Annotated in this window: 20 protein-coding genes and 1 pseudogene; 15 read left to right on the forward strand and 6 right to left on the reverse strand. The window is 62.1% G+C overall.

Annotated elements, in window-relative coordinates:
- The first annotated feature begins 1,763 nt into the window (after nucleotides 1-1,763).
- The 7 genes and pseudogenes from BS38_RS0120360 to BS38_RS0120395 all read left to right on the forward strand — a co-directional run bounded on the left by BS38_RS0120360 (nucleotide 1,764) and on the right by BS38_RS0120395 (nucleotide 8,891).
- Nucleotides 1,764-2,096, forward strand: a complete 333-nt coding sequence (locus tag BS38_RS0120360; RefSeq protein WP_028272447.1) for a hypothetical protein — start codon at nucleotides 1,764-1,766, stop codon at nucleotides 2,094-2,096.
- Between the two features lie 19 nt (nucleotides 2,097-2,115).
- Nucleotides 2,116-2,301 (forward strand): annotated as a pseudogene (locus BS38_RS25795) (hypothetical protein); the annotation flags it as partial.
- A 93-nt stretch (nucleotides 2,302-2,394) separates the two neighbouring features.
- The gene (locus tag BS38_RS25800) at nucleotides 2,395-3,588 is read left to right on the forward strand and encodes a tyrosine-type recombinase/integrase (protein ID WP_081818987.1); all 1,194 of its coding nucleotides are present in this window, start codon (nucleotides 2,395-2,397) and stop codon (nucleotides 3,586-3,588) included.
- 92 nt (nucleotides 3,589-3,680) lie between these two features.
- On the forward strand, nucleotides 3,681-6,296 hold the full coding sequence (locus BS38_RS26555) for a tyrosine-type recombinase/integrase (protein ID WP_197025004.1): 2,616 nt from the start codon (nucleotides 3,681-3,683) through the stop codon (nucleotides 6,294-6,296).
- Complete coding sequence (locus tag BS38_RS27235; protein ID WP_156037197.1) at nucleotides 6,293-6,883, forward strand: hypothetical protein; 591 nt, start codon at nucleotides 6,293-6,295, stop codon at nucleotides 6,881-6,883. Before BS38_RS26555 ends, BS38_RS27235 begins: the two co-directional genes overlap by 4 nt.
- Before the next feature lie 870 nt (nucleotides 6,884-7,753).
- Nucleotides 7,754-8,164: a four-helix bundle copper-binding protein gene (locus BS38_RS0120390; protein WP_028272449.1), complete on the forward strand. Its 411-nt coding sequence runs from the start codon at nucleotides 7,754-7,756 to the stop codon at nucleotides 8,162-8,164.
- A gap of 136 nt (nucleotides 8,165-8,300) precedes the next feature.
- On the forward strand, nucleotides 8,301-8,891 hold the full coding sequence (locus BS38_RS0120395) for a DUF305 domain-containing protein (RefSeq protein ID WP_081818988.1): 591 nt from the start codon (nucleotides 8,301-8,303) through the stop codon (nucleotides 8,889-8,891).
- Between the two features lie 342 nt (nucleotides 8,892-9,233).
- On the opposite strand, the gene BS38_RS26870 is transcribed toward BS38_RS0120395, so the two are convergent.
- The 4 genes from BS38_RS26870 to BS38_RS0120415 form a co-directional block, all read right to left on the reverse strand.
- Nucleotides 9,234-9,407: a YHS domain-containing protein gene (locus BS38_RS26870; RefSeq protein ID WP_081818989.1), complete on the reverse strand. Its 174-nt coding sequence runs from the start codon at nucleotides 9,405-9,407 to the stop codon at nucleotides 9,234-9,236.
- Between the two features lie 212 nt (nucleotides 9,408-9,619).
- The gene (locus BS38_RS0120405; protein WP_051629053.1) at nucleotides 9,620-9,910 is read right to left on the reverse strand and encodes an SHOCT domain-containing protein; all 291 of its coding nucleotides are present in this window, start codon (nucleotides 9,908-9,910) and stop codon (nucleotides 9,620-9,622) included.
- Between the two features lie 64 nt (nucleotides 9,911-9,974).
- Nucleotides 9,975-12,812, reverse strand: coding sequence for a heavy metal translocating P-type ATPase (locus BS38_RS25810; RefSeq protein WP_197025005.1), 2,838 nt, complete (start codon nucleotides 12,810-12,812; stop codon nucleotides 9,975-9,977).
- Between the two features lie 191 nt (nucleotides 12,813-13,003).
- Entirely contained in the window at nucleotides 13,004-13,759 is a 756-nt protein-coding gene (locus BS38_RS0120415) for a DUF3105 domain-containing protein (protein WP_231511361.1), read from the reverse strand.
- 91 nt (nucleotides 13,760-13,850) lie between these two features.
- On the opposite strand from BS38_RS0120415, the gene BS38_RS0120420 reads away from it, so the two are divergent.
- The 8 genes from BS38_RS0120420 to BS38_RS0120455 all read left to right on the forward strand — a co-directional run bounded on the left by BS38_RS0120420 (nucleotide 13,851) and on the right by BS38_RS0120455 (nucleotide 21,892).
- Nucleotides 13,851-14,216, forward strand: coding sequence for a BlaI/MecI/CopY family transcriptional regulator (locus BS38_RS0120420; protein ID WP_028272453.1), 366 nt, complete (start codon nucleotides 13,851-13,853; stop codon nucleotides 14,214-14,216).
- Nucleotides 14,213-15,196, forward strand: a complete 984-nt coding sequence (locus tag BS38_RS0120425; protein ID WP_028272454.1) for a M56 family metallopeptidase — start codon at nucleotides 14,213-14,215, stop codon at nucleotides 15,194-15,196. Before BS38_RS0120420 ends, BS38_RS0120425 begins: the two co-directional genes overlap by 4 nt.
- A gap of 146 nt (nucleotides 15,197-15,342) precedes the next feature.
- Nucleotides 15,343-15,564, forward strand: coding sequence for a hypothetical protein (locus tag BS38_RS0120430; RefSeq protein ID WP_028272455.1), 222 nt, complete (start codon nucleotides 15,343-15,345; stop codon nucleotides 15,562-15,564).
- Between the two features lie 222 nt (nucleotides 15,565-15,786).
- A complete protein-coding gene (locus BS38_RS0120435; RefSeq protein ID WP_028272456.1) occupies nucleotides 15,787-17,769 on the forward strand; it encodes a copper resistance CopC/CopD family protein in 1,983 nt (660 codons plus the stop codon).
- A gap of 123 nt (nucleotides 17,770-17,892) precedes the next feature.
- Entirely contained in the window at nucleotides 17,893-18,642 is a 750-nt protein-coding gene (locus BS38_RS0120440; RefSeq protein ID WP_028272457.1) for a cytochrome c biogenesis CcdA family protein, read from the forward strand.
- Between the two features lie 73 nt (nucleotides 18,643-18,715).
- Nucleotides 18,716-19,597: a F510_1955 family glycosylhydrolase gene (locus BS38_RS0120445; protein WP_028272458.1), complete on the forward strand. Its 882-nt coding sequence runs from the start codon at nucleotides 18,716-18,718 to the stop codon at nucleotides 19,595-19,597.
- A 383-nt stretch (nucleotides 19,598-19,980) separates the two neighbouring features.
- Nucleotides 19,981-20,751, forward strand: a complete 771-nt coding sequence (locus tag BS38_RS0120450) for a DUF6414 family protein (RefSeq protein ID WP_028272459.1) — start codon at nucleotides 19,981-19,983, stop codon at nucleotides 20,749-20,751.
- A complete protein-coding gene (locus BS38_RS0120455) occupies nucleotides 20,741-21,892 on the forward strand; it encodes an AAA family ATPase (RefSeq protein ID WP_028272460.1) in 1,152 nt (383 codons plus the stop codon). Before BS38_RS0120450 ends, BS38_RS0120455 begins: the two co-directional genes overlap by 11 nt.
- A gap of 102 nt (nucleotides 21,893-21,994) precedes the next feature.
- Here BS38_RS0120455 and BS38_RS27240 read toward each other — a convergent pair whose 3' ends face one another.
- Together BS38_RS27240 and BS38_RS0120465 are read right to left on the reverse strand one after the other, a co-directional pair.
- Nucleotides 21,995-23,002 carry a hypothetical protein gene (locus tag BS38_RS27240; protein ID WP_231511363.1) on the reverse strand — a complete coding sequence of 336 codons (1,008 nt, stop codon included), beginning with the start codon at nucleotides 23,000-23,002 and terminating at the stop codon, nucleotides 21,995-21,997.
- Between the two features lie 215 nt (nucleotides 23,003-23,217).
- Complete coding sequence (locus BS38_RS0120465; RefSeq protein WP_028272462.1) at nucleotides 23,218-23,931, reverse strand: hypothetical protein; 714 nt, start codon at nucleotides 23,929-23,931, stop codon at nucleotides 23,218-23,220.
- Nucleotides 23,932-23,998 lie beyond the last annotated feature (67 nt).

Below are 23,998 nucleotides of genomic sequence, written 5' to 3' on the forward strand. Positions count from 1 at the left end.
TGGCAAGCTTGCTTGCTCGGCGGCCGACGGAGGCCTGTCTACCCGCAGGGCAAGGTGTGGGAACTTCCCCCAGGAGGTAAGCGACGAAGGAGCGCCTGCGGGAATTTCCTGCGCCACAGGCTCCGGTGGAGCTTGCGGAACCGGGGCTAGACGGGCTGGAGCGGACGCCTAGAATCCGCAGGACAGCAACCAGAAAACGCTTGTAAACAACAGGTGATGACGGGCCGGAGCTCTGCGACGGACCGGCAGCACCCAACAGCCGGCCGCGCCAGCGGACGCCCATCAACTGGTTGAAGCGCAGCGCAAACCAGTCCCCGCGGGCGTAAAGTGAGAGAGTCCTCCGTCACCGGCTGTTCCCCCCAGTTGGCCGGTGACGGCAGGGCCTGAAACTCCCACACGAGCCAGGCGATGTGGCATGCTCGAAGATGTAAGCAGCAGGATGTTTACACAGCAGAGGGCCGGCATTCCTTGGAATGCTGGCCCTCTGTCTTGGTCAAAGGTATTCGCCGGTGTTGATACGGTGGAAGGGTCCCGCCAGGCCAGGCCGTCCCCCCAATGCGACCCACCCTGGCGGGACATTCATTCATTCCAGAAGGGGGTTAGCCGTGGGTCTGAGGAGCTTGTTCGGCAGACGCCAGAAAGCAACGGCCGGAACGGTTGCTGCCCCGATTGCGGTGAGTGTGCCGGCGGCGGAAGAGCCGCTAACCCCTGAGGAGCTGTCAGAGCTGCAGGAGGCCTGGGCAGAATTCGCCGAAGCGGCTAAAGATTCCGGAGCGAAAAGCGTCCACGCCTGTACCCGTAACGGCAAGCCCTGGCAGGAAGACGCCGCGTCCGTGCGCAATATGGCGGCCTTGCTGCGGCGCGTACGGGATGAGGACACAAAACCCGGCACCGAACCGGACAGGTAGGACCGGGCCGGCCCTGTTTGGGTGGCCCGGCCTGCGCCGGTCTAGGTTTCCTGGTCCTTCCGGAGCTTGGTAATGGCTCGGTAGGCGGTGATGGAAGCGCCAAGCGCTGCCAGCGAGAGCACGAAGTTCACGATCGTCAGTGGTTCCATGAGGGTTTCCTTATCGTTGAGTTGAACCTAGGCTAAGAAGGAGCCCGGTGGCCGCAACCATTCACGGTCACGACCACCGGACTTTGAGTAGCTACACCTTCCTTGCTTTACGCTTACGCTTCCGAGTGCCAGCTCGGGAGCGTTTGCTCGTTAAGAGCGCGTTCCGCGCGGAAAGCAGAGCGATGACCGCTGTCGCCAGGCTCACGACCGAAGTCGCGAGCTTGATCAGTTCGTCGATACTCATGTAGCCACCTCCTTCCTGCCCCGCCGTGCGAGGCCCCCACTGTCGCAGCCGGTCGAGGGTGGGCCGTCAACCCCGCAGAGCGCACGGGCAGGGCCGCGAAGTAAGGGAGCGCAGCGACCGCGTGGACCTGGACGGGAGCGTGGGTTGACGGGTCGGGCCCCCGGACGGCTACGATCAGCGGCCTTGTACGGAGAACAACCCAGCCACATGTAAGGCAAAAACAACGCTTTACAGGCCGGAGCGAAGCGCAGGACCGGTACCTGAGTGGAGTGCAGCGGAGCCCAGAGTTTGAGGAACGGGTTGTGCCCACTGGGGGCAGGTGGAGCCCTCCGCACAGCTCAGGCTGTCCCCATTGGGTACAACCCGGTCTTTGTCGTACCCCTCCCCCACAATGAAACCTGCGGCTCAGACGGCTGCTTTTTATTGGCGTGTCTATTCGAATATATGTTCTAAGGTTGTGTTATGGGACCGGAGCAAGCTGCCGCGCTGCAGGCGCAGTACGCGCGCCGTGCCGGCCCGATCGGGCTGACTGTGGAAGAGCTCGATTTCGAGCACTTCCCGGCCAAGAACGGGTATCCGGGGATCCCGGTGAAGGCGTGGATCCGGTTCCCGAACTGCGCGGAGCTCGTGGACGGCGAAGTGTTCGCCTGGACAGCGAAGGCAGCCGAAGTGACGTGGAAGGACGGGCCGCTGACGTACCGGACCTGGGTGTGGAGTTCGGCGGTCACCCGCCGGGAAGAAATGATGAACAGGAATTTGGGAGAGCGGACCAGCCGTGACAGCAACAGTAAGTGAAACAACCATCGACGCCTCCGTGGACGTCCGGTTCACCGCAGCCGGCACTCCCTTGGCCGTCCGCTACGACGGACGCGTGTGGGCGGTCGCGGCGGAGCCGCTGCACTGGTTCACCAGGGACTCCTGGTGGGAGACGCAACGGACCGTGCCGGTCGGCATCGGGAACGTCGTGGACATCGAACATTGGCGGGTCCAGGTGCGGCTTATCTGCCCTTAGGTGGGGTTCACAGGAACGTGCGTTCTGAACTAGGGTCGTGTCGGAACGCACGGATTATCTACCCTGACGAGGTACGTCCGCATGGCGCAGTCACCCATTCCATTTCCGTTAACCACCCAACCAACCCCCTCGATTTCACGGCACTGGATCGCGTTCAAAGTCTTCCACAAGGCTGGAGGCCCGTCGTGGGCAGTGGTGGACGCTTCCACCTATGAGCTGCATCCCGAAGCCAGCTCATACCTTCACTATCTCTTTGGTTCCGCCCGGTCCACGAACACTCTCAGGGCCTACGCGCAACGCCTCGCCGCCTTCTTCACCTGGCTCGGTCCAGCCGGGTTGAACTGGGCCGATGGCGTGCCCGTCGCTTCACGGTTCATCCGGGAACTGGCTGTTTCTGCATTGCCCTTACCTGAATCGGAGACGGCATATCGGGAACCGCGCTACCGGAGCGGGAAGACGATGAACCAGTACGCCGCGGCCTTGACCCAGTTCTACATGTGGGCCGCCCGCAGCGATCTGATCAGTGAGAAGACTGCCGCGGGCTTCTATGAGACCCGGATCGCGTATGGCTTTTCCGGCGACAGGTTCCTGCCGGGCAGGGTTTCCAGGTCACGGTCCGTACGAGTCAAGGAGGTGGAAGAAGCTCCCAAGCTTCTCGATGAACAGGCTGCGCACTCACTGCTGGCGGCCACCGCGAACCGGCGTGACCGTTTTCTTGTGGCACTGATGCTCGAAACGGGCCTCCGGATCGGCGAGGCGCTGGGCCTGCGAACCGAGGATCTGCATCTCTTTCAGGACTCGCGCGCCGTCGGGTGCGCGACCATCGGCCCTCACATCCATGTCCGTCGGCGGCAGAATCCCAACGCCGCCCTTTCCAAGTCCGCGAAACCGCGCTCAGTCCCCGTCACTGAAGCGGTCTGCACCCTGTACCACCTTTACTTCGAGGACCGCATTGACCGCTTGGACGTGGATTCAAGCCCGATGGTCTTCGTCAACTTGTACTCCCAGTCCCACGCCGGGGAAGCGTTGAAGTACTCCAACGCCGTGAAGATGTTCTACCGCTCCTCAGTCCGTGCTGGGTCCCGGGTGAACCCGCATATGACACGGCATACCGCGGCGACTCGCTGGAAACGGGCCGGAGTGCCCGGACCGGACGTCCAGGAACTGCTCGGACACCGCAGCCCCGCGTCCCAGCACGTGTATGAGCATGCCAGTGACCAGGACCTTCGGAACGCCATCGAAAGTGTCCGGTCCGGTTCGGAGCGGCGGAGATGAGCGGCGCGCATCCGGTCGCCCCTGATGTTGTTCATGTCCCGGCACAGGCGGAACCGGTCGACCCGTCTTTGGACCTCTCAGGGTTTCAGCACATGCTTGATCAGGAAATCCGGGACGATTGGCGTCCGAACGAATGGGACAATACGACGTGGGTGTTCACTGGAGTTCCTGGCCATCTGGGCACCCTCGTCAACGCGTGCAGGTTCCCCGGATGCTCCCGTCCCTCGTTCACCCGCCGCAGCGGGCTGTGCAACATCTGCACCGGCCGCTACATACGGCATACCAAACGCACGGGTGCCATGAGCACCGAGGACTGGATCAAAGGCGCGGCCGGGCTGCAGGGCACAAACTGGGCATCCCGAATCGTCCCGATCCAGTGCTCCGTGGCGAACTGCACGAACCGCAGTAAAGGCCTGGGCGTCCCCTTGATGGCCGCCACGGACGGGAACCCCAGACGATGGCACCAGAAGAAGGAACGCCTGCCTCCCCTGTGCCTGGGACACCATCCGATTCGAACAGTTCCGGACATTGGGGCGTGGGTTGTTGCCCAGGAAACCAGGCCGGTCACGGCGCCGGAGTACTGTGCCGTTCCATGGTGCGGCTATAAACGGCACTCCTGCAACGGGATCGGTGTGTGCAGGCTCCATTCAAAGCTGATCGCCACTGCGGGCGAGCTGGCTTTGCACCTCGAGCGGGAAGCGGTCGTCTCGCTGGAGCCCGACGGCTACCGGGAGATTCACGCCCCGCGCCCGGCAACAGGTGGATACGAACTCAATCTCGCCGCCCTGCGTCGACGGCATCCAGGACTTGCCACGGAACTGCTGTGGGCCCTTCAGCACCAGGACCGCATCGGCTTCCCCATCAATGTCGTCACAACTCGCGCCCTTATCCGGTCCGCGTTGGACTTCCCGCAGGCCACGAAATCCTTCCTCAACGCCGACACTGTGGCCCTCACCGAGAGCAAGGTCATGCGCTCGGTTAATGCCTGGTCGATGTTCCGGGTTGTCCGCGCGAGATTGCTGGAACGCTACGTCCCCTGGTCTACCGACGGCGATCTTCTCCGGTCAGACCTCATCCCGTTCGGTCTACTGATGACCTCATCCAACAGATCCGGGTCCGCCCGGTCGATGGCAGCCCTGGACTTCCGGCCCATACCTATGGAGTGGGCCCGGCAAATGACCAAGCTCTGGATCCTGGAGCGGTCCACCACCGAAACCTCCTCCACGACTCTCATCACCCACGTCGCACGGCTATGCACCGACTTCGCTGTTCAATGCACCGCACGGCGGCTTCCCCCGCCGACCGTCGCCGCCGGACTCACCCGCGAACACGGCAAGGTGATGGCGCAGGCACTGGCCGGCATGAGACGGCTCGACGGCAAGCCCCTGACCAACGCCTACAAACGCTTCCTCGGATCGACCGTGGCGGGCATGATCGACTACGCCCGGAAGAACTCCGACCTGTTCGAAAACACCAGCCTGTCCTTCGCACTCGACTACGACCTGCAGATCCCCCTCGAAGACGCCCCCGGAACAGACGCAGACGACGAAACCGGCAGGGCAATCCCCGAACCCGTCATCGAATACCTCTTCGCACACTTACCCGCAGCCCATGTCTCCAGCCCGGCCTCGGCCTCCGCCCCGAACGACATCTACAAAGCAGCCTTCACCTGCTACATGACTCTCCTGCGCGACGCTGGAAGAAGGCCCGGCGAGACAGCGAAGCTCCGACGCGACTGCCTCAACTACGACCACACCGGCCAAGCCACCCTGATCTGGCACAACGACAAAGGACGGCGCAGGGGCAGGCGCCTGCCCATCTGGGCCGAAACCGCCCAAGCCCTTGAGACGTGGTTCACGATCCGGGACCAACACATCACAGCGATGCCCGCCGGCCAACAGGAATGGCTCTTCCCCACCTTCCGCTCCCGAGCCCGGGACAAACACCTCAAAACCACATGGTTCAACAAACGGCTCCGGGACTGGATCGACCTCAATCTTCCGGACCTGCCCGGTCCTGCCGACGGCTCCGGAGCCGGAACTCCTTTCGACAAAACGAATGTATTCGCCTACGCGTTCCGCCACTCCTACTGCCAACGACTGGCCGACGCAGGGGTGGCCCAGGAAACCCTCCGCCGCCTCATGGACCACCGGTCCGCGGACACCACCGCGAGGTACTACACGGTGACCAATGCGCGAAAACGCAAAGCCATCGAATCGGTCAAAAGGCTCTCGTTCGACATGCAGGGCGCCCACGCCCCGGTCGCTGAAGAGCTTTATTCGATGGCGGCCGTCGCTGTCCCATTCGGCAACTGCACCGAACCGACCAACATCAAAGCTGCAGGCAAGGCCTGCCCGGCACGTTTCCAATGCGGCGGCTGTACGTTCTTCAGATCCGACCCTTCCCATCTCCCTGACCTGAAGGCGCATCTGGAACGGATGAAAGAAGACCTCGCCTGGCAGGTCGCACAAAACCTTCGGCCTTCTCTCATCAGCGACACCCGCAGTGAAATCGACGCGTTCACTACCCTCATCCAGGCTCAGGAATCACGGCTTGCCGACCTGCCGGGCAGCGAAAAAGAGTCCCTCGCCGAAGCATCCGCCGTGCTGCGCCGGCTCCGTGCCAGCGTCCCGACCGCCGTCGAGAAACCCTTCATTCCGGTCGGAAGCCTCAAGATCAGGCCCGGCACGGCCCAGGACGAGACGTGAGCGCCCGGGCAGGCTCTAAAACCTCGGCCATGGTGCAGCAACGAAAGAAAGACAGCAAAACCAAAAGGCAGGCAGTCCTCGCCACGATCGATGCAATGCAACGAACCAACACTCCCATCACCGTCGCCGATGTTGCTAGGCGCGCCGGCGTCAGCCCCTGGCTCGTCCGCCAACCACCCCTCCTCGAGCAGGTAAGAAACGCGCAGAGCGGCCATACCGTGGGTGGATCGACAGCTGAACGGACACCCAACCCAACCACGGGCCCGCTCCTTGTTGAACGTGATCTTCTGCGCAAGGAGAACCAACGGCTCCGTCATGAACTACAGCGGCATCAGCGGCATGTCTCCGAACTACTCGGGGACCAGATCGAGGGCACGGACGCCCATTCCCAATCCGTCAAGATCCAGGAACTGATAGTCGAAAACGCCATCCTTTCCCGGCAAGCCAGCGACACGAGCCAAGAGCTCCGGCAACTGAAACAGAAAGTAGAAGGACTTTCCGCGGACCTGGAAGCAGCGCATAAAGTCAACCGTTCCCTCATGACGGAGCTAAACCGCCCAGAACGCGCGACGCCCACCGGAAAGTGACCGACCGGCTTCAAATTTTCAAGCAACTACATCCCACAAGGAACGCTGAGATTTGGGCGCACGTCCACTCCTTAAGACACCGAAAGGAGAACCTCCGATGAAGAGAGTCCAGGAGGCGTAGCCGGCCCAGCTTCCCCTTGATTCATCGCCTTCCCTCGATAACGTTGAAAATGGCGATGGATGCGTTGCTCCAGAGGTTTGACTAGTCAGTATGCTGATCTTTTACTAGGGTGATGGTGTTGGACTGGCCCGGAAAATGGAGGCGGACCGATTTCAAGACCAGCAGTGGGCATGTTGAGTGTCACCGTGCGAGCGGTGATGCGGGCCGTGTTGGGCTTTTCGCTGTTGGTGACTTTCACAACTTCGGCAGCTGCGGTGATGTGCCTGCAGATGGACGAATCGGGGCCAATGGTGATGACCTCGGCGGCCCCGGGTGCTGTGGGGCAGAGTAGTGACACAGCCTTGTCTCTAATGGCAAGTTCGACGTATTCACCATCTGGGCGTGCCTGCTGCAATGAGCAGGAGGGCACACCCCAGGCCATCGCCCCGCCCTACCGGTCGTTCCCCGACCCTGCCTCTGATATCTTCTCCCAGGCGGAGCTGCAACCTATAGACAGTGGCGATGCACCGCCTGATTGGTTGGACCCTGCGCTGAAAAGACCCGGTCACCTCGCGCCGTCATTGACTGTGCTGTCAATCAGCCGGACGTAAACCCGGCACTGATTTGCGCTGCCTCTCTCTGGCATGCCCAGCAGTTGTATATGCCCGGTCATACGGGCTTGAGCCGGCCCCTACTGGCGGCCGGCAGCGAAAACAATCAGCCAAGCGGCAGGCCCCTTGGCCAGCCGCGCCCCACATGAGGAGAAACCAATGACGCATCATGTTACGTCCATGCTCGATACCTACCCGAAGGACCTTGGCGGGGTGGACAAGGAAAAACTTGCTGAATGTATTGAGGCCTGTTTTGAGTGCGCCCAGACATGTACAGCCTGCGCTGATGCTTGCCTGAGCGAGGACATGGTTGCTGAGCTGACCAAGTGCATCCGCACCAATCTGGACTGCGCCGACATCTGCGCGACCACCGGCAACGTTCTTTCCCGCCACACCGGGTATGACGCGAACATCACCCGTACCATCCTGGAGGCGTGCCGTACCGCGTGTAAGGCATGCGGTGATGAATGCGAACAGCACGCCGGCATGCACGACCACTGCCAGGTCTGCGCCGACGCGTGCCGCCGGTGCGAGAAGGCATGCCAGGAACTCTTGTCAGCCCTGGGTTAGCCCAGCAGTCATCAGCAGGACCGGCAAGGCAGCAGGGGAAACACGCCCCGGGGCTGCTGAACCCGCTCGAAATCCTTCCCCGCCTCATGCTCCCCAGAGGCGGGAAAGGGTTTCCGGGCCTTGAAAGGAGTTCCCCATGAGTGCACAGCAGTACCCGGAAAGCCATGGCGAGGACACGGACCGGCCCTCGCAGCAGCCAGTCGGGCATCACCGGCAGGAATCCCGGGATACCAAGGACCACAACGGCAAAGGACAGGGCGGAGACGGGCATGGTTCGGGCCGTATGTACGTGAAGTTCGGCGTCATCCTCTTTATCAGCCTGGGGCTGATGTGGGTGTTGTCCATGTCAATGATCCGCTCGGTCGATCACTTCTACTTCAACCTGAGTAACTTCTGGATGGCGCTGCTGATGGTCTCGGCGATGGCGGTTGTCATGGTCGTGGGCATGTGGTCGATGTTTAAGAACAAGAAAGCGAACATCGCGATGCTGGTCGGGTTCACTGTGCTCTTCGCCAGCGTTTTCGCGCTCGGGCGGACCGAAACGTTCGTGGGAAACGAACAGTTCCTGAAGTCCATGATCCCGCATCACTCCCGCGCGATCTTGGTCTGCCAGGAATCAACCATCACTGACCCGGAGATCATCGAACTGTGCGATTCGATCGTGCAGTCCCAGCAGGAGGAGATTTCCCAGATGCAGTCGATTCTAGACCGGTACGCATCGGACTGACAGTCAGGGGGCTGGGGAAGCAGCCCTTTCCCTAGCCCCGGCGCGTACCCGGCAACCGCCATCGATTTGGCCGGTTGGGCCGCGGCCCATCCTGGCCATCAATCCTGATTGAACCCTGCCAGAGCAAGGGAGAACCATCGTGAAAGACCATTCACACCACGTGGGGCCGGCGGGGGGACCCTGATACACACGGTCAGGCCGTGCCTGTCTCCGAACCGGCGTCAGCACTGGTGCGGCAGATTAGTCTCTGGTGCGCCCGGCGTTTGAATCTCTTTGTGATGCCCTCCTTTCCACCGGAGGACCGGTAAGTTGTGAGACCGGACCGTCAGCAAGGCAGTCCTGTCAGTTCCCGGCGCCGGCAGCATACTTGGCTGGATCGGCCTTGAAACTGAGCGCACAGCTCTGAGAACAGAAGTAGTAAGTGTGGCCCTCGTACTCGGCGCTGGCCGCGGCGGTGGCAGGATCGACGGTCATTCCGCAGATCGGGTCCGTCACCTTCTCTGATGCGTGGGACATGCATTCCTCCTTCTCTTATCGGTCCAACATGCTCACAACCGGACCGGCGGCTGGCAGGGGTAATGAATTATCTTGTTTCAAGAGCACAGTTTTTGGAGGCGTATTGAAGCATCACGCCCCGTGCCTTCCGGCCCCGGCTCTGCATCTCAATGGGCATCGCCGCTCTTTGGGGCTTAATCGTGGTCCCCTCCGGCGAAAATAACCATCCGCGCCTACCCGCCGAGGGCTTCACGGCGTTCCCGATATTCCTCGATGCTCAGGTCGCCCCGCGCGTACCGTTCGTCCAGTGCTTCCCGGGCCCGGTTTGGTCCGCCCTGCGGCGAGGTGCTGGCGGCAGTTCGATTGTTCCGCAGCCAGACAATAAGAGCCCAGATACCAAGGACTGCCAGGGCAAACAGCGCCAACGTCAAAAGGATCCAGAAGACCATCATTCCCCCGCCGGCCATCATTCCGCCGGGTCCCATCATTCCCATCATCGTGCCGTCAGCGCCGCAGTCGAACATGCCCGTCGCTCCTTTCCGGTGCCATCAGATTTCACATTGGAAGGTCCGGTCTTTCCCGTCATGATCATTCGCTGTGTTTCCCTTCTGTGGGTGCTTTGAAGGCATTCAGACGGCTGGAGTTAACCACGACGCTGATGCTGGAGAGCGCCATGGCTGCTCCAGCGACCATCGGGGACAGCAGCGCTCCGGTCCACGGGTAGAGCAGCCCGGCCGCGAGGGGGATGGCGGCGGTGTTGTAGCCGAAGGCGAGCACCAGGTTTTGCCGGATGTTGCGCATCGTGGCCCGGGACAGGGCGACCGTCTTGCCCAGGCCGGACAGTTCGCCGGACATGAGTGTCACGTCTGCGGCTTCAATGGCCACGTCGGTTCCGGTTCCGATGGCGATACCGACGTCGGCCTGGGCCAGGGCGGGCGCGTCATTGATGCCGTCACCCACCATGGCCACGAGTTTCCCCTCGTCCTGGAGTGAACGGATTTCAGCTGACTTGTCCTGGGGCAGCACGTCGGCCAGAACGCGTTCGATGCCGGTCTGCCGGGCAATCGCTTCCGCTGTTGCCTTGTTGTCTCCGGTAATCATGACCACCTCGAGTCCGCGCCGGCGCAGTTCCGCGACAGCATCTACCGAGTCGGGTTTGAGGGTGTCCGCGACGGCGAGGACACCGGCGGGTTCGCCGTCGACAGCTACGTACATCGCGGTTTTGCCCTCGTTGGCCAATCGTTCAGCGTCAGGCTGAAGCCCGGAGGTGGCGATGCCGGCATCGGAGAGCAGCCGGGCGTTTCCGATCAGCACCTCACGGTTCTCCACCGTGGCGCGGATACCCTTGCCCGTGATCGAATCGAAGGCCGTTGCCCGCGGAAGGTCCCCGGCTTCTTCCCTGGCGCCACTAACGATGGCCGCGGCAAGGGGGTGCTCGCTGTCCGCTTCCGCCGCCCCGGCAAGGCGCAACAGTTCCGCGGCATCGAAGCCGCTGGCAGGGGCGGTGTCGGTCAGGGCCGGTTTCCCGCGGGTCAGCGTCCCCGTTTTGTCCAGCACGACGGTGTGGAGCTTGTGCACTGTTTCCAGCGCGGCAGCGCTCTTGACCAGCACCCCGAGGGAAGCGCCCTTGCCGCTGGCGACCATGATCGACAGCGGAGTCGCGAGCCCCAGTGCGCAAGGGCAGGCGATAATCAGTACGCTGACGCCGGCGACGACGGCCAGGGAGAGGGAATCGCCCACCGTGAACCAGAGGACAAAGGTTGCTATCGCGATGAAGACGACAGCGGGTACGAAGTAACCGGAGACTGCATCCGCCAACCGTTGGATCGGCGCTTTGGAGCTTTGGGCTTCCTGGACGAGCCTGATGATCTGCGCCAGGGCGGTGTCGGCCCCGACCCGGGTGGCGCGCATAGTGAACACGCCGGTGCTGTTGACGGTCGCACCAATAACAGTGTCCCCGGCCTGCTTGGTCACGGGCACGCTCTCACCGGTGACCATCGACTCGTCCACTGCCGAGCTGCCATCGATCACCTCGCCGTCGACCGGAATCTTTTCACCCGGCCGGACGCGGATCTCGTCCCCGGCCTGGACGTCTTGGACGGCGGTCTCAATTTCCTGCCCGTCCCGGAGCACCTTCGCGGTTGCCGGGGTAAGCGCCACGAGTGACCGGATGGCGTTACCGGTACCGGCCCGGGCCCTTGCCTCCACGAGGCGGCCCAGCAGGATCACGGTGATGATGAAGGACACCACCTCGTAGTACACCTCGCGCACATCCGGCGGGAGAAGCTGCGGGGCGAAGGTCACCACCAGGCTGTAACCGAAGGCCGCCGTGGTGCCGAGTGTGATGAGGCTGTTCATTTCTGCGGAGCGGTTTGCCAGCGCCCGCCAGCCGATCCGGTGGATGGGCCAGCCGACGATGACCATGACCGGCAGTGTCAACAGCAGTTGGGTCAACGGGCTTCGCAGGATATCCGGAACATACTGCTCGCCGAGGAAGTGCTCTCCCATGACCGCATACAGCACCGGCAGCGTCAGTACCGCCCCTAGGGCCACCCGCCAGCGCAGGTCCTTCAGTTCGTCCTCGCGCGCCGCAGCTTCCGCGTCCTCTGTACCTGCGGCCCCGGGTTCGACGCGCGCCCGGGCAGCAAAGCCCGTGGCTTCTGCCACGGCTTGCTCAAGGGCCTTGACCTCGGTCTGGGTCGGGTCGTACAGCACCACGGCACGTTCGGCACCGAAATTTACGTTGGCACTGTCCACCCCAGGCAGCCGGCGGAGGACCGCCTCGGCATGCCCGCTGTCTCTGGGGAGGCTGCTCAGGGCCCCGGGAAGCATGAATTCCGCCCGTACAGGGCCGTCCTGCCGCTCCACCATGGGCCCAACGCCGACAGCCCGGGCCGTCTCCCCGCCCCGGTCCCGCGGCATGGGCGGCTCGGAGGCGGGTACTGGGGCGCCGTGGCCGGCGTCTTCAGTTCCGCCCGCCGCGCCTCCGGGACGGGACCCCGGCCCGCCGCCGTCCGGTTCAACAATCAGCCTGCCATGGAGCATGTTCATCCCGCAGGCCCATGGGTACTCCCCGGGCTCTTCAACAAGGAGATCAACCGCGGTGGTGTCGAAAGCCGCCAACGACACGCTTTTGCGCAGGTCCGGGAAAACCACCCGGCTGGTGCAGTCGCTGTTGTCCTGCCGGTTGAAACGCAACTGGACCGGGACTCCGGCGCTGACACGGACAAGGTCGGGGGAATAACCGCCGCGGACTTCGATTTCCACCTGCTGAACACCTCCGCGCAGTTCTGCAGAAACGGCACGGCGGGGAGCGAAGAAATACCAGGCCAGAAGACCGATCAGCGCAATCCCGCCAAAAATCACTACCAGGTCGATAAGGTCCATTGCCATCCGCCCGCTTTCGTTGTTCTGCTCGATCCTCAAAGGCACAGTCTGTTCATGCCTGCCCGAGCTGTGTCTCAGGAGGGTTTGAAGGTCCGCCCAGGCGTCGACGCAGGCACCTGCCAATTCCCGCCAGTGCATCACATCCAGGCATCAGGCGGCACCACCTTTCGTTACTCTTCATTGTTCTTGTCCCCTCCCGGTGGCTTCAAGGACCGCTTAGGCACCGGCCCCTAGTTGACTTTGCCCGGGCCGTCCAGTCCCCCGGTGCAGGGAGCGCCGGGCTCCGGCGCGGACTTTGCATCCCGGTACTTTGAGATAAAGTCCTTGATCCGCGGATCATCAGAGCCCGAAGCCTTCAGCTGCACGCCCCAAGCGGACGCGACGACAGGGGCCGGCAGGCCTTCGGAGGGCGAGAGGATCATGTAGGTCGATGGAATATCCTTGCGCAGCTCCTCCAGCTGTTCATCGGTGACCGCCTGCGGGTCATAAGCCAGCCACACGGCTCCATGCTCCAGGGAGTGAACCGCGTTTTCGTTGGGCACGGGCTCCGTGTACGTGGCGCAATTGAGCAGAATCCGGGAATGATCCCCACCCACCGGCGGTGCCTGCGGGTACGTGACCGACCCATTCACATGGTTGGCACTCAGCCCTGAAAAGGTCTGGACGCCCTCAATGGCGGCGGGCGGTGATTTTGGCATTGTGCTGGTAACGGCGAAAACGACCAGGCCCGCCATCAGGGCGATGCCCACAGTCCAAGCCGTGATGATCAGAATGAGCCGGTTGCGCTGTTGCCTGCGGTGCTGGGCTTTGTAGCCGGCAAGCTTCTGCTGGATATCCGCGGCACGTTGCTGCTTGAGGCTCAGGCTGCCGGTGACCGGCTGTGATTCCCGGCCCGGTCTGCCGGAGTTCTTCGGTCGGGGCATCGTAGTGGCTCCTTTGTTTGAATGGCGCACGGCCGGCCGCTTCATTAGCCGGAAGTCCGGCATTCCTCCTATGAACCTAACTTACTTAGGTGTTTAGGTGCAATACTCCGGCGCATCTCCTATCCTTGATAGGGAACAAGGCCAAGGAGGCAGCATGCCAAAGTTTGGCGATCTGGAGAGCGCCATTATGGAGCAGATCTGGCGCGCGGGAAGACCTTTACTGGTCCGGGAAGTTCTTGAGGGCGTGGGGCGGGGCCTTGCGTACAACACGGTGCATACCGTGACCGAGATTCTGCACCGCAAAGGCTGGCTGACCAAGGAACGCGATGGTCGGGCCTTCCGCTATGGCGCAGCCGCGGGGCGGGACAAGTACGTGGCCGGACTCGTCACAGAAGCCCTCTCACTGACCGATGACCGGTCCGCCGCCCTCGTCGGCTTCGTGGAGGGAATACGGCCCGAGGAAGCCGAGGAACTGCACCGGCTCCTCAGCGCGGCAAGGAATAAGGAAGTGCGGTCATGATCGCAGCGCTGTCCCTCCTCGCCTACGCTCTCATGCTCGCCCTGGCCGGACCGCGGCTGCTGCGGGCATCGTCCTGGGCGGACAGGGCTCCCCGGCTGGCTATTGCCGCATGGCAGGCCCTGACGGTCACCGTGCTGGCCTCGCTAGCTCTCGCCGGAGCGGCACTGACATTCCCCACGGTGACCGTGAGCAGGGACCTCGCCGGGCTGCTGCAGGCCTGCATTATGGCCATCCAGGAGCAGTACGCATCCCCCGGCGGAGCTGCCGCGGGCGCCACAGGCGCCGTCCTGGCCCTGACCATCCTCGGGCGCACGCTGTGGTGCGTCGGCAGGGGCCTGGCCGGCATGGCCCTTGAGCGCGCCCGCCACGGCAGGATCCTCGACATCGTCGGCCGCGACAACAAACAACATGGCATTGTCGTCCTGGACTCGGACGAAGCGACGGTCTACTGCCTTCCTGGCAGGAGGCGGCGCACCGTTGTGACAACGGGCGCACTGCAGGCGCTGGATGAGGCTCAGCTGGCCGCAGTTCTCGCCCACGAACATGCCCATCTCTCGGAACGGCACGATCTGATCCTGGGCTTTTCCCGCGCATTGGCAGCGGCTTTCCCCGGCATCGCATTGTTCCGGCTCGCCGCAGCAGAGACGGCCAGACTGATCGAACTGCGGGCCGATGATGCAGCGGCCGCCCGGTCCGGACGGCTGACTGTTGCCGGGGCCCTGCTGGCCGTCGCCTCCCCAGGGAAAACCCCGCTCCCGTCCATCGCCCTTGCAGCCGGAGGCGCCGGTGCTGCAGCCCGCGTGCGCCGGCTCATCCCTCCACACAACCCCCTGGGCCGCGCCCGGACAGCGGCCGGCTCCCTTGCCGTCGCCGCACTGCTGACCCTCCCCGTTCTGTTGCTGGGAGGACCCGCCGCTGCCGCCGCCGGGCATAACCTCTGCCCCGGCATCAGCACCTCCGCCAGCTCCCCCGCCGCCTGAACCTGGCCGCCGCCCCCGCCCGCTGGACACCACACAGCCCTTCTCCTAAACTACTTAGGAGAATAGTTCTAATTCCGCGGCCCCCGTGCAGCTCCCCTGCTGCGCCCATCCACCGCCACCCCAAGCCCTTCTATTAAGGACATTCCATGGAACAGTTTTTTCTCGTCATCGCCGCGCTGGCCTGCCCTATCGGCATGGGGCTGATGATGTGGTTCATGATGCGCGGCGGCAGCAAACAGCCCGCCACGCCGGACCAGGAACGGGAACTGGCAAGCCTGCGCGCCCAGATCGACAGTCTCCGTCCCGCGACGACAGGCGACGTCAGCAGCCCCCGGGCACCCCGGCCCGGGACAGATCCTCTCGCATGAGCACGCTGCTGATACCAGTGGCGGCCGCCACAGCGGCCATTGTGCTGACCTGGTTCTGCTGCCTGCGCCCGATGCGCCGCCGGGCCGGAACCAGCATCAACGCGTGCTGCGCTCCAGCGTCACAACCAACTGATGAATTGATCCGGTCCGCCCGGGAGGAACTCTCGCGACTGCGGAACGCCCAAACCGGGGCAAGCCCGGACACTTCACATCCTTCCCGGCGTGAGGCCTAGGGACCGTCAGCGGAGGCACCGTCCGGGCCGTGGCGCCGCGCTGTTCGCCGCCACCGCGGGGCTGGTATTCGCCGGGCTCCTGACGGCGCTCCCGGCTTCCGCGCACGCGAACCTGCTCTTCACCGCGCCGGCCGCCGATTCAACCGTCGCCACCGCACCCGAGTCCCTGACGCTGCTGTTCGACGAGCCAGTTACCACCGCCGGGTCGCCGGTGGCGCTTCGTGGACCGGACGGCAGCTGGAGCCTCGGCACACCCAGTCTCAGCCATGAGAGCCGTGCCCTGGAGATCCCCGTTCCCGGCTCGACTGGCCCAGGCATCTATACCGTCCACTGGCAGGTCACTGCAGCCGACGGGGACGTTATGAGCGGTGACTACCGGTACGCCGTGGGTCCCTCCGTGGTGACTCTCGAGGGCGGGCAGGCGACCGGCGCGGAAGGGGCCTGGCAGACGGCAGTGTTCCGCGCCTTGCTGTTCAGCGCACTCGCCCTGGCCGTGGGTGAACAAGCCGGGAACAGGCTGCTGGCCCGCCTCAATGGCACCCCTCCGGCTCCCTCGCCGATCACCGCGTGGTTGTGCCTGACGGGTCTGGCCGCTACTGCCGGGCTGGCCCTTTTGCTGCTGGGCAACGGCTCTCTGACAGCAGGCCTCACCAGCCCGGCCCCGGGGGCCCTGACCGGCAGCGTGCCAGGAATCCTGACCCTTGCCCAGCTCGGCGGATTCGCCGCGGCGTCAGCCGCTGCCTTGTTGCGTCAGCGGGTTTGGCTCCTGCTAGCGCTGGCAGTTATCATCGGCGCCGAGGCTTTCCGCGCCCACCCTCAAATGGTGGACCCGATTCTCGGGATCCCACTCACAACACTGCATCTGGCCGCCGCCACCTTGTGGGCAGGAATGCTGGTTCATGCCCTGCGAACTCTGATCCGCTGGCGCCACCACCGGGACCTGGCCCGGAATGTGCTCAAAGCCTATGCCCGAATCGCCTTATGGTTGTTCACCGTGGTCGTACTCACCGGGTTTGGATCAGCAGTGCTGCTGGTCCCTGTTGAGAGTCTGCTCACCACCGACTACGGGCGGGTCCTGCTGGCCAAAACCGGGCTGGTGACGGCCGCCGCCGGCCTTGCCCTGGCCAGCCGGCGCCACCTCCGCCGGACCGGGAGGCTGGAAAAGATCCGGCGCCCCGCCCGCGCAGAGGCCGCTGCCCTCTTTTCCGTCCTCATTGTGTCCTCCGCGCTGACAGTGCTGCCCGTCCCCGGCAGCGGGAACGAAGCCCTGGCGTTCCCCCCGCCCGCTACAGGCCCGATCGTCCCGGCCGCGGCTCTGGCCGGAGAGATAGGTGTCAACGCACGCGCCAGCTCGGGCCAGCTCGTCATCGAGTTGATGGTTCCGGAGATCACCGATGCATCCGGACGGATCGTGGCTACGGAATTGGAGCTCAGCGGCTCCCTCTCCAATGCCGCGGGCGACACGAGCGACCTGACGTTCCGCAGCTGCGGGGAAAACTGCTTTTTCAGCCCGGTCACTTGGCAGGATGGCACCAGCCGGCTCACCCTTACCCCCAGCTCGCCCAACTGGAACGCGAAGCCGGCGGCACTCGCCATCACGTGGCCCGCCCTGCCGGCAAATGATTTGCTTCTCCAAACGGTGGCCGCGATGAACGCCGTCTCATCCCTTACTCTGCATGAACTCGTCACCAGCGACACTTCACAAGGGCTGGGAAAACCCAAGTCCTTCCAGACCACGGGCCAGGACTTCATCGAACGCGCCCTCTACTCCAATGGCGCTGCAGCCATTGCCACCCGCCTTCCGGACGAAAACGGCAACCGCCGAATGGCGCTGTCCTACCCTGGCGAGGATGCAGTTCTCGAACTCACCCTGGACCACCACGGGAGGATCCTGCACGAGACGCAGACCGTCCCTCACCACCTGGTCACCCGAACCCTCATTTACCCTGACACCGAAAGCCACCATGACTAAGACGGCCCGCCGCGCAAAAGTGCACCGGCATTGGGAAACCTCCTGCATCCGAAGCCAGGAAGAGCCCCCACGCCGCCCGGGCTGCAGCCGTGGTCTTGGCGCAAAAGACTTAAGGAGAATCTCATGACGATCGGCGGCTTTTTCGCCGAAACCGTCCAGTCGGGCGTCCTCCTGTTGGCGATCCCCCTGGCGATGGTTGCCGGCGTTGTGTCCTTCCTTTCGCCCTGCATCCTTCCACTGGTGCCCGGATACCTCGGATACGTCTCAGGGCTGACCCATCCGACGCAGCCAGGAAACCGCCGCCGCGTATTGACGGGAGTCGCGCTCTTCGTTCTCGGGTTCGCAGCGGTATTCACGCTCTATGGGGCAGCCTTCGGCGCTATTGGGGCGTGGATGATTCGCTGGCAGGACACCATGATCAGAGCCCTGGGTATCGTCGTCATTCTCATGGGCCTGGCCCTCATCGGGAAAATCCCCTTCCTGCAGGGCACCGCAAAGATGTCCTGGAGGCCCACGTCAGGCCTTGCCGGCGCCCCCGTGCTGGGAGTGGTTTTCGGTCTGGGCTGGACCCCCTGCATGGGCCCGACCCTGGCCGCTGTCCTGGCCCTGAGCACCAGCTCAGGTGATCCATGGCGGGGTGCGCTGCTGGCCTTCGCCTACTGCATGGGCCTGGGCCTCCCATTTGGACTGGCGGCCTTGGGCGTCACCTGGGTGACCCGCACCCTCTCCTTCGTCAGACGCCACATCCGGACATTCAATTCCGCCGGCGGCCTGCTCCTTCTACTCCTGGGACTGCTGATGGTCCTCGGAGTCTGGACCTCATGGATCTACCAGCTCCAAAACCTTGCCGGCACCTTCCAAACCCCTATCTGACCCGCCCCCGACAAAGGCGCGGCCAATCCAAAACCCGCTTGCCCCTGCCCGTCATCGAATCCCTGGAGTTCCCGTGACCTTCCCATCCACTTCCCGAATCCGTCCGGCAGCCGTCCTGGCCGCCGCTGTAGGTCTGACCTTTGTGCTGTCGGCCTGCCAGCCCACCCCCGAACCCTCTACCCCGGCCCCGGCACACAGCGCCGCCAGCGGACTCCCCAGCACCCACATCCATGGCCTCGACGTTGACGGCGAAACAGGACAGATTCTCCTGGCCACCCACGTCGGCCTATTCGATATCTCAGAAGACCCTGCCACACAAGTCGGCCAAACCAACGACCTGATGGGCTTCACCGCAGGCAAGGAAGACGGCGTGTACTACGCCTCCGGACACCCGGGGGAAGGCTCCGACCTCCCCAACCCACTGGGCCTGATCCGATCAACCGACGGCGGTGAAACATGGGAACAGCTCTCCCGACAGGGTGAATCAGACTTCCACGCCCTGACCGTCACCAAATCCGGGATCGTGGCCTTCGACGGGACCCTACTCACGAGCCCGGACGGCAAAGCGTGGACGACAGTAACGACCGACTTCAGCCCGGCGGTCCTGGCCGGAAACCCCGACAGCGACACCGTTCTCGCCACGACGCCCGACGGTCTGCAAAGGTCAAGCGACGGCGGCAAAACCTGGGCACTTGACCCTTCCGCACCCGTAATCCAGTTCGCCGCCTTCGCTAGCCCTACCGAAGCCTTCGGCGTCCAGCCCGATGGAACCGTCCACTACTCCGCCGACGGCGGGACTACGTGGACCCCGAAGGGCCGGATCAGCAGCAAGCTCCAAGCAATTGCCGCCGCAAAAGGCTCCGACGGAAAACCCCAGGTCTGGGCTGCCACAACCGACGGGATCCTGACATCCACCGACGGCGGCGAGACATTCCTGAACTCCGAACCGAAATAATCCCACTCCCAAGGCAGGGCAATCTTGAACCGTCACGTGTGACCAAAATAGCGAAATCCTGAACACCCCGTCAGCGGTCTCGACTGAAACCACGACACTCACGTGCCTCACACCCAAAAGCCATACTGACCTGCATAAACGGCTCAGGAGGGTAGATAATCCGCCTCGGGGCTTCAACCTCGGCGCTGCGTACCTTCGAACTGCGCCGCGATCCTCTGTCGCAGCAGTGGCTGCTTGAAAGCATTACTGACGCTGGCGGGGCCCCTGCGTAGGGGCCACATATGTAGTCGCGATACGGTATATCGAGGTCGCACGGGACTACCCCTTGCGATCCTGCGGGTTTACGGACTGAAATTCAGATTGGCAACGGAAGCACAATAATGATGAGCAAGCGTGAGCAGAACTCCCCTGCGTCCTTCATCAAGATTGTCTATTTCGATGAAGAGTCCGCCTCCGATTTGCTCGATGTCTCAGCGGGCGGCAAGGCGGCGTTGACGACAGAGCAGGTTAAGGAACGTGCTGCCGATATTCACAGCAAGGCAGAAGCCAGCGCGGCAGCCAAGTTCAGCTGGCTCCCGTTCTTCGGTGGCTCAGCTGAAGCCAGCGCTGGCGTCAGCGCGTCGAGTCTCGGGCGAAGCATTCTCAATAAAACCCTGTCGAACACCATCCTCACGGACTATCTAGTGCAGGCCAACGAGCACGAAGGCGTCAAGCGGCTGGCAGATCTCCAGGTTGTCGCCCGCAAGGACTCTGCGGCATTTATGAAGATGTTTACCCCATACATGGCCATGCTGAAGATGGATGAACTCCCGATCAACTTGGCCGGACTGGACAATGCGCTCGAGGCTGCAAAGGGCTACTACGAGCTCGTGGGCGAAGACCCGACCGGAAAAAAGTACATCCTGCGCTTCAATCTCCGAGCCTTCCGAAACAACTACGGTCTAGTCGACCTAGGGCGCATGCAACTTGTGTTCCATGGCATCCTCGTCGGCAGAGCCGAAGAGGCTAGTCTCACAATGGCAGCGGAGATGGCTCCGAGCACTGACGCAGCGCCCATCAACGTCCGCGACCTCATTGATGGCGTCGAAACGAAAGACGACGGCCGTCTCGACGTCTACGACGTTCTCTTGGCGGGGATCGAGTATGTCAAATAAAACAAAGGTCATTATCTACTATGGCCCGCTCTCATGGTTTGACCAATGCATCGGCAAAAAGGAAAAGGAAGGCTTGCTAGAGGCCGTCTTTGCACGCGAAGAGCGCCTACGTCAGTTAAGGGTCGTGGTGCCCGATCAAGACGATGCGGACAAAAGCGAGCCTAAACAAAATCGGCCGAAACGCTTGGTTGCGGAGTCAGGCGATTACGCCAGTTTGCAGGAACACGCAATCACAAACTTTCCCGGGTTGATTCAGGCGCTCGACCCGAAAGAGTTACACCTTCACAACCCACCCGAGCACGTACATGAGCATCTCAAGCGGATTTTCGCCGACACGTTCAAAGTTGTTTCTTATGACTATCCGTCGGTCACTCGTGGCACACTCACGCAGTTCCGCGACGACTTCGCCCACCACCTGATCGGGCAAGAAAACGTTAAGGAATCGCTCTTGGCAGCGCTCTACCCATTAACACGAGGAACTCGTAGCAAGCCGGTAGTCATCATGTTCTACGGCCCCTCCGGCGTCGGCAAGACCGAAACCGCCCAGTTCATCAACGGGCTCCTCGGCGGCGCACTTATGCGCAAACAATTTTCAATGTTTCACAACGAAAAGTTCGCCTCGTATCTGTTCGGAGGAGGACATTCGGAACCGTCATTTGCCCACGACTTGCTCGACCGCGAGTCCGGCGTAGTTCTCATTGACGAGTTCGACAAAGCCGCCTCGGTCTTCCACAGCGCCTTCTATCAGTTCTTTGATGGAGGCGTTTTCCAGGACAAGAACTACCGAGTCGACGTTGGACGCTCGCTCGTTATCTGTACGTCGAACTACGGCTCGGAAAGGGAGATACGGGACTCACTAGGCGATGCGCTCTACTCAAGATTCGACGCGCTGATTCAGTTTGAACCGTTGACGCAGAAAGAAGTCACTGCAGTCATAGACCGTCTCGTCGATAGTCGTTTTGGGGCGCTAGAAGCGGACGAACGTCAGGTCATCGACGCGAAGCAGGTTAAGGAGACGTTGTACCCTCTCACAGCGCACTCGGCTAATGTTCGAAAACTCGGAAAGGTGACAGACGAGCTTATTTCGACTCTCTTGGTGCGGGCACTCCTCAGCCAGGATGCCACCCAGCCAACTAGCTGACGTTCATCCGGGGAGCCTATGGCTGCATGGTTCTGCCGCGTCCAAGGCGTGCTAGCTGGAATGGCTTGAACGGGGCTTGCGGGACCGCTGGTCGCCCAGTGCCTATTGGCGATACGGAGTCTTACTGCTCAGAATCTTCACGTCTCCATAACCGTTCATGTCGAGCAGTTGCCGTAAGGCCTTCTTCGCGGCCTTTCGGTAAGGAGTCGGACCTATCCGAATGTGGCTGATGGGCAGCTTCGCGGCTTCAACGGCATGATGCGCTGCACCCCATGCCGCATCTTCGGCGTCGTAGTTATCAGCGGCGGCAGTCAATTTGATGTAGGGGGTGAGCCCCCACTGCGTTCCGCGGAATGCCAGGAACTTCCAGTCGGGCTTAGCAGTTGTGTAACCCATTCGGACTTCGCGTTCATCTTTAAAGCCGGCGTCCTTGATACGAAGCAAGCTGCTTAGCCAAGGAAGAAAGATGGTCTGTCTCTTCTCCGTGTCAGATTTTGCAGTAATGAACTCCCAGGCCTCCTTCCGGAGAATTTCCATGCGTTTCTCGCCGCCGTACACCACTTCAAACCATTGCTTATTCTCGTGGGTAATCGGCGTAATTTCAGGGCGGTCCGGATCAAACGCCAGCTGTGGCCCGTCAGGAGTATCGAACATTTCAGGTTCCCAACCTTCCGGTGGGGTTGGATGTGCGTCTCCCTTGCGAAGCTCCAGGGGTGTGAGTGGAACGTCTGGGCGTAATCCCACCGCGTAGCCAACGGTATGTTTTCCGTAGTTCCGCCACAGCGTAAGGCTGTCCCCGTCACGGGAGGCAGAAAGAATAAAGGCCTTTGATGGGTCTATCTCCCGCTCGGCAACACGAATATCGATTTCCCTGTTCGTTTCAGGGTCATTGCCACTTAGCTTCCGCAGCTGTCGACGTAGGTGCCGAGTTCCGCTCGTGAACTCGTGTGTGTCATTCAGGAACGCCGCAGACGTGGCCCATAGAACGTTGTTCTGAAGTATGCCCGCAAGGCCTTCCGGACTTGTATAGTGCCAGACGAGCCCTTCAGTCGGTTTAGGCTCCTTGGCCAGGAAGTCATGAATACTACGATCCATTAACGTGTCCTTCATGAGACCAGCATCGGGGAGGTGCTGCGCTTACTGGGACAGGTCGGTCGTATTTTTGAGATTTGGGGTAGTCAACGGTCACTGAGCCAGCTTAGTAACCAGATCCTGCGGATCTATCTTTTTATCGTTGAAGTGGACTTTCGCCAGCATTACTCATGCCTAGCCCGATTCCGGCTGAAAGCATCGACGTGGGTCAGACGAACATGCAGTCCGCGCCGCTACCACTGCCGCCCCACCGCATTCGGGTGGACCTCGAAACCAAATTGGCCGCCAACTTCACCCAAAGCATGGTTGCGGCCGCAGACAGCAATCGCCTCCCATATGCCTTCAATCGAATCAGCAATTCGCTGATTCGTCATCAGTCGCAGTTTGTCCCACAGCTGACCATCCATGACGTTCTGGATCGCTGCTGATCGGGCCTCTTGAATAGTTTCATCGGAGGTTGCCGCGGATTCCACCTCTTGCCAATAGTGAAACGGGCTCTCCCATGACTGTTGGGCGTCGCCAAGAAGATCCAAGTGATAAAACCGACCACTTCTCCCGTACATATCCAAGGCCTTGATTAGCGGTAAAACAACTGGGTCCCTGTGGGTACGCTCCAGGAGCGAACGCACGTATGGAGTCGCCTCCATTGTCCTCTTGCCAATTTCAAGAAAAACCAGATTGTGCATCCGAGTGACATTATGCCCGTGAGCCCGCATCTCTACGCTGGACGGCCAGGAACCATTGTCGTCCAGGGCAACGAGACCCAACGTCAGTTTGTACAGTTTTTCAAGGCCAATGGAGAGCATCGTCAGGATTGGGTCCTGAGTCGTGTCAACAAATGGGGCGCTCCGCACCACTCTGATCCCGTAGGAAAGCAGGTTTCTTGTTGACGTTACCTCAGCCAAGAAGGCGAAGCTCTGTTCTTGGGTCAAGTTACCGAGGGGCATGACTCAGATTACTGCCATCGAAGCTGCTCTTGTTTGAATGTTCCCGACACCCGCAAGCCGGTCCTTG

It is taken from the genome of Arthrobacter sp. UNC362MFTsu5.1 (genome assembly GCF_000685965.1).
Taxonomy (GTDB): domain Bacteria; phylum Actinomycetota; class Actinomycetes; order Actinomycetales; family Micrococcaceae; genus Arthrobacter.

Bases quoted from the DNA above. Each gene is read 5' to 3' on its own strand.
- BS38_RS26555 (WP_197025004.1), top strand. From the start codon at position 3,681: ATGCTTGATCAGGAAATCCGGGACGATTGGCGTCCGAACGAATGGGAC.
- BS38_RS0120420 (WP_028272453.1), top strand. From the start codon at position 13,851: ATGCCAAAGTTTGGCGATCTGGAGAGCGCCATTATGGAGCAGATCTGG.
- BS38_RS0120390 (WP_028272449.1), top strand. From the start codon at position 7,754: ATGACGCATCATGTTACGTCCATGCTCGATACCTACCCGAAGGACCTT.
- BS38_RS25800 (WP_081818987.1), top strand. From the start codon at position 2,395: ATGGCGCAGTCACCCATTCCATTTCCGTTAACCACCCAACCAACCCCC.
- BS38_RS27240 (WP_231511363.1), bottom strand. From the start codon at position 23,002: ATGAAGGACACGTTAATGGATCGTAGTATTCATGACTTCCTGGCCAAG.
- BS38_RS0120395 (WP_081818988.1), top strand. From the start codon at position 8,301: ATGAGTGCACAGCAGTACCCGGAAAGCCATGGCGAGGACACGGACCGG.
- BS38_RS0120440 (WP_028272457.1), top strand. From the start codon at position 17,893: ATGACGATCGGCGGCTTTTTCGCCGAAACCGTCCAGTCGGGCGTCCTC.
- BS38_RS0120430 (WP_028272455.1), top strand. From the start codon at position 15,343: ATGGAACAGTTTTTTCTCGTCATCGCCGCGCTGGCCTGCCCTATCGGC.
- BS38_RS0120450 (WP_028272459.1), top strand. From the start codon at position 19,981: ATGAGCAAGCGTGAGCAGAACTCCCCTGCGTCCTTCATCAAGATTGTC.
- BS38_RS26870 (WP_081818989.1), bottom strand. From the start codon at position 9,407: ATGTCCCACGCATCAGAGAAGGTGACGGACCCGATCTGCGGAATGACC.
- BS38_RS0120455 (WP_028272460.1), top strand. From the start codon at position 20,741: ATGTCAAATAAAACAAAGGTCATTATCTACTATGGCCCGCTCTCATGG.
- BS38_RS0120415 (WP_231511361.1), bottom strand. From the start codon at position 13,759: ATGCCGGACTTCCGGCTAATGAAGCGGCCGGCCGTGCGCCATTCAAAC.
- BS38_RS0120360 (WP_028272447.1), top strand. From the start codon at position 1,764: ATGGGACCGGAGCAAGCTGCCGCGCTGCAGGCGCAGTACGCGCGCCGT.
- BS38_RS0120465 (WP_028272462.1), bottom strand. From the start codon at position 23,931: ATGCCCCTCGGTAACTTGACCCAAGAACAGAGCTTCGCCTTCTTGGCT.
- BS38_RS0120425 (WP_028272454.1), top strand. From the start codon at position 14,213: ATGATCGCAGCGCTGTCCCTCCTCGCCTACGCTCTCATGCTCGCCCTG.
- BS38_RS0120405 (WP_051629053.1), bottom strand. From the start codon at position 9,910: ATGTTCGACTGCGGCGCTGACGGCACGATGATGGGAATGATGGGACCC.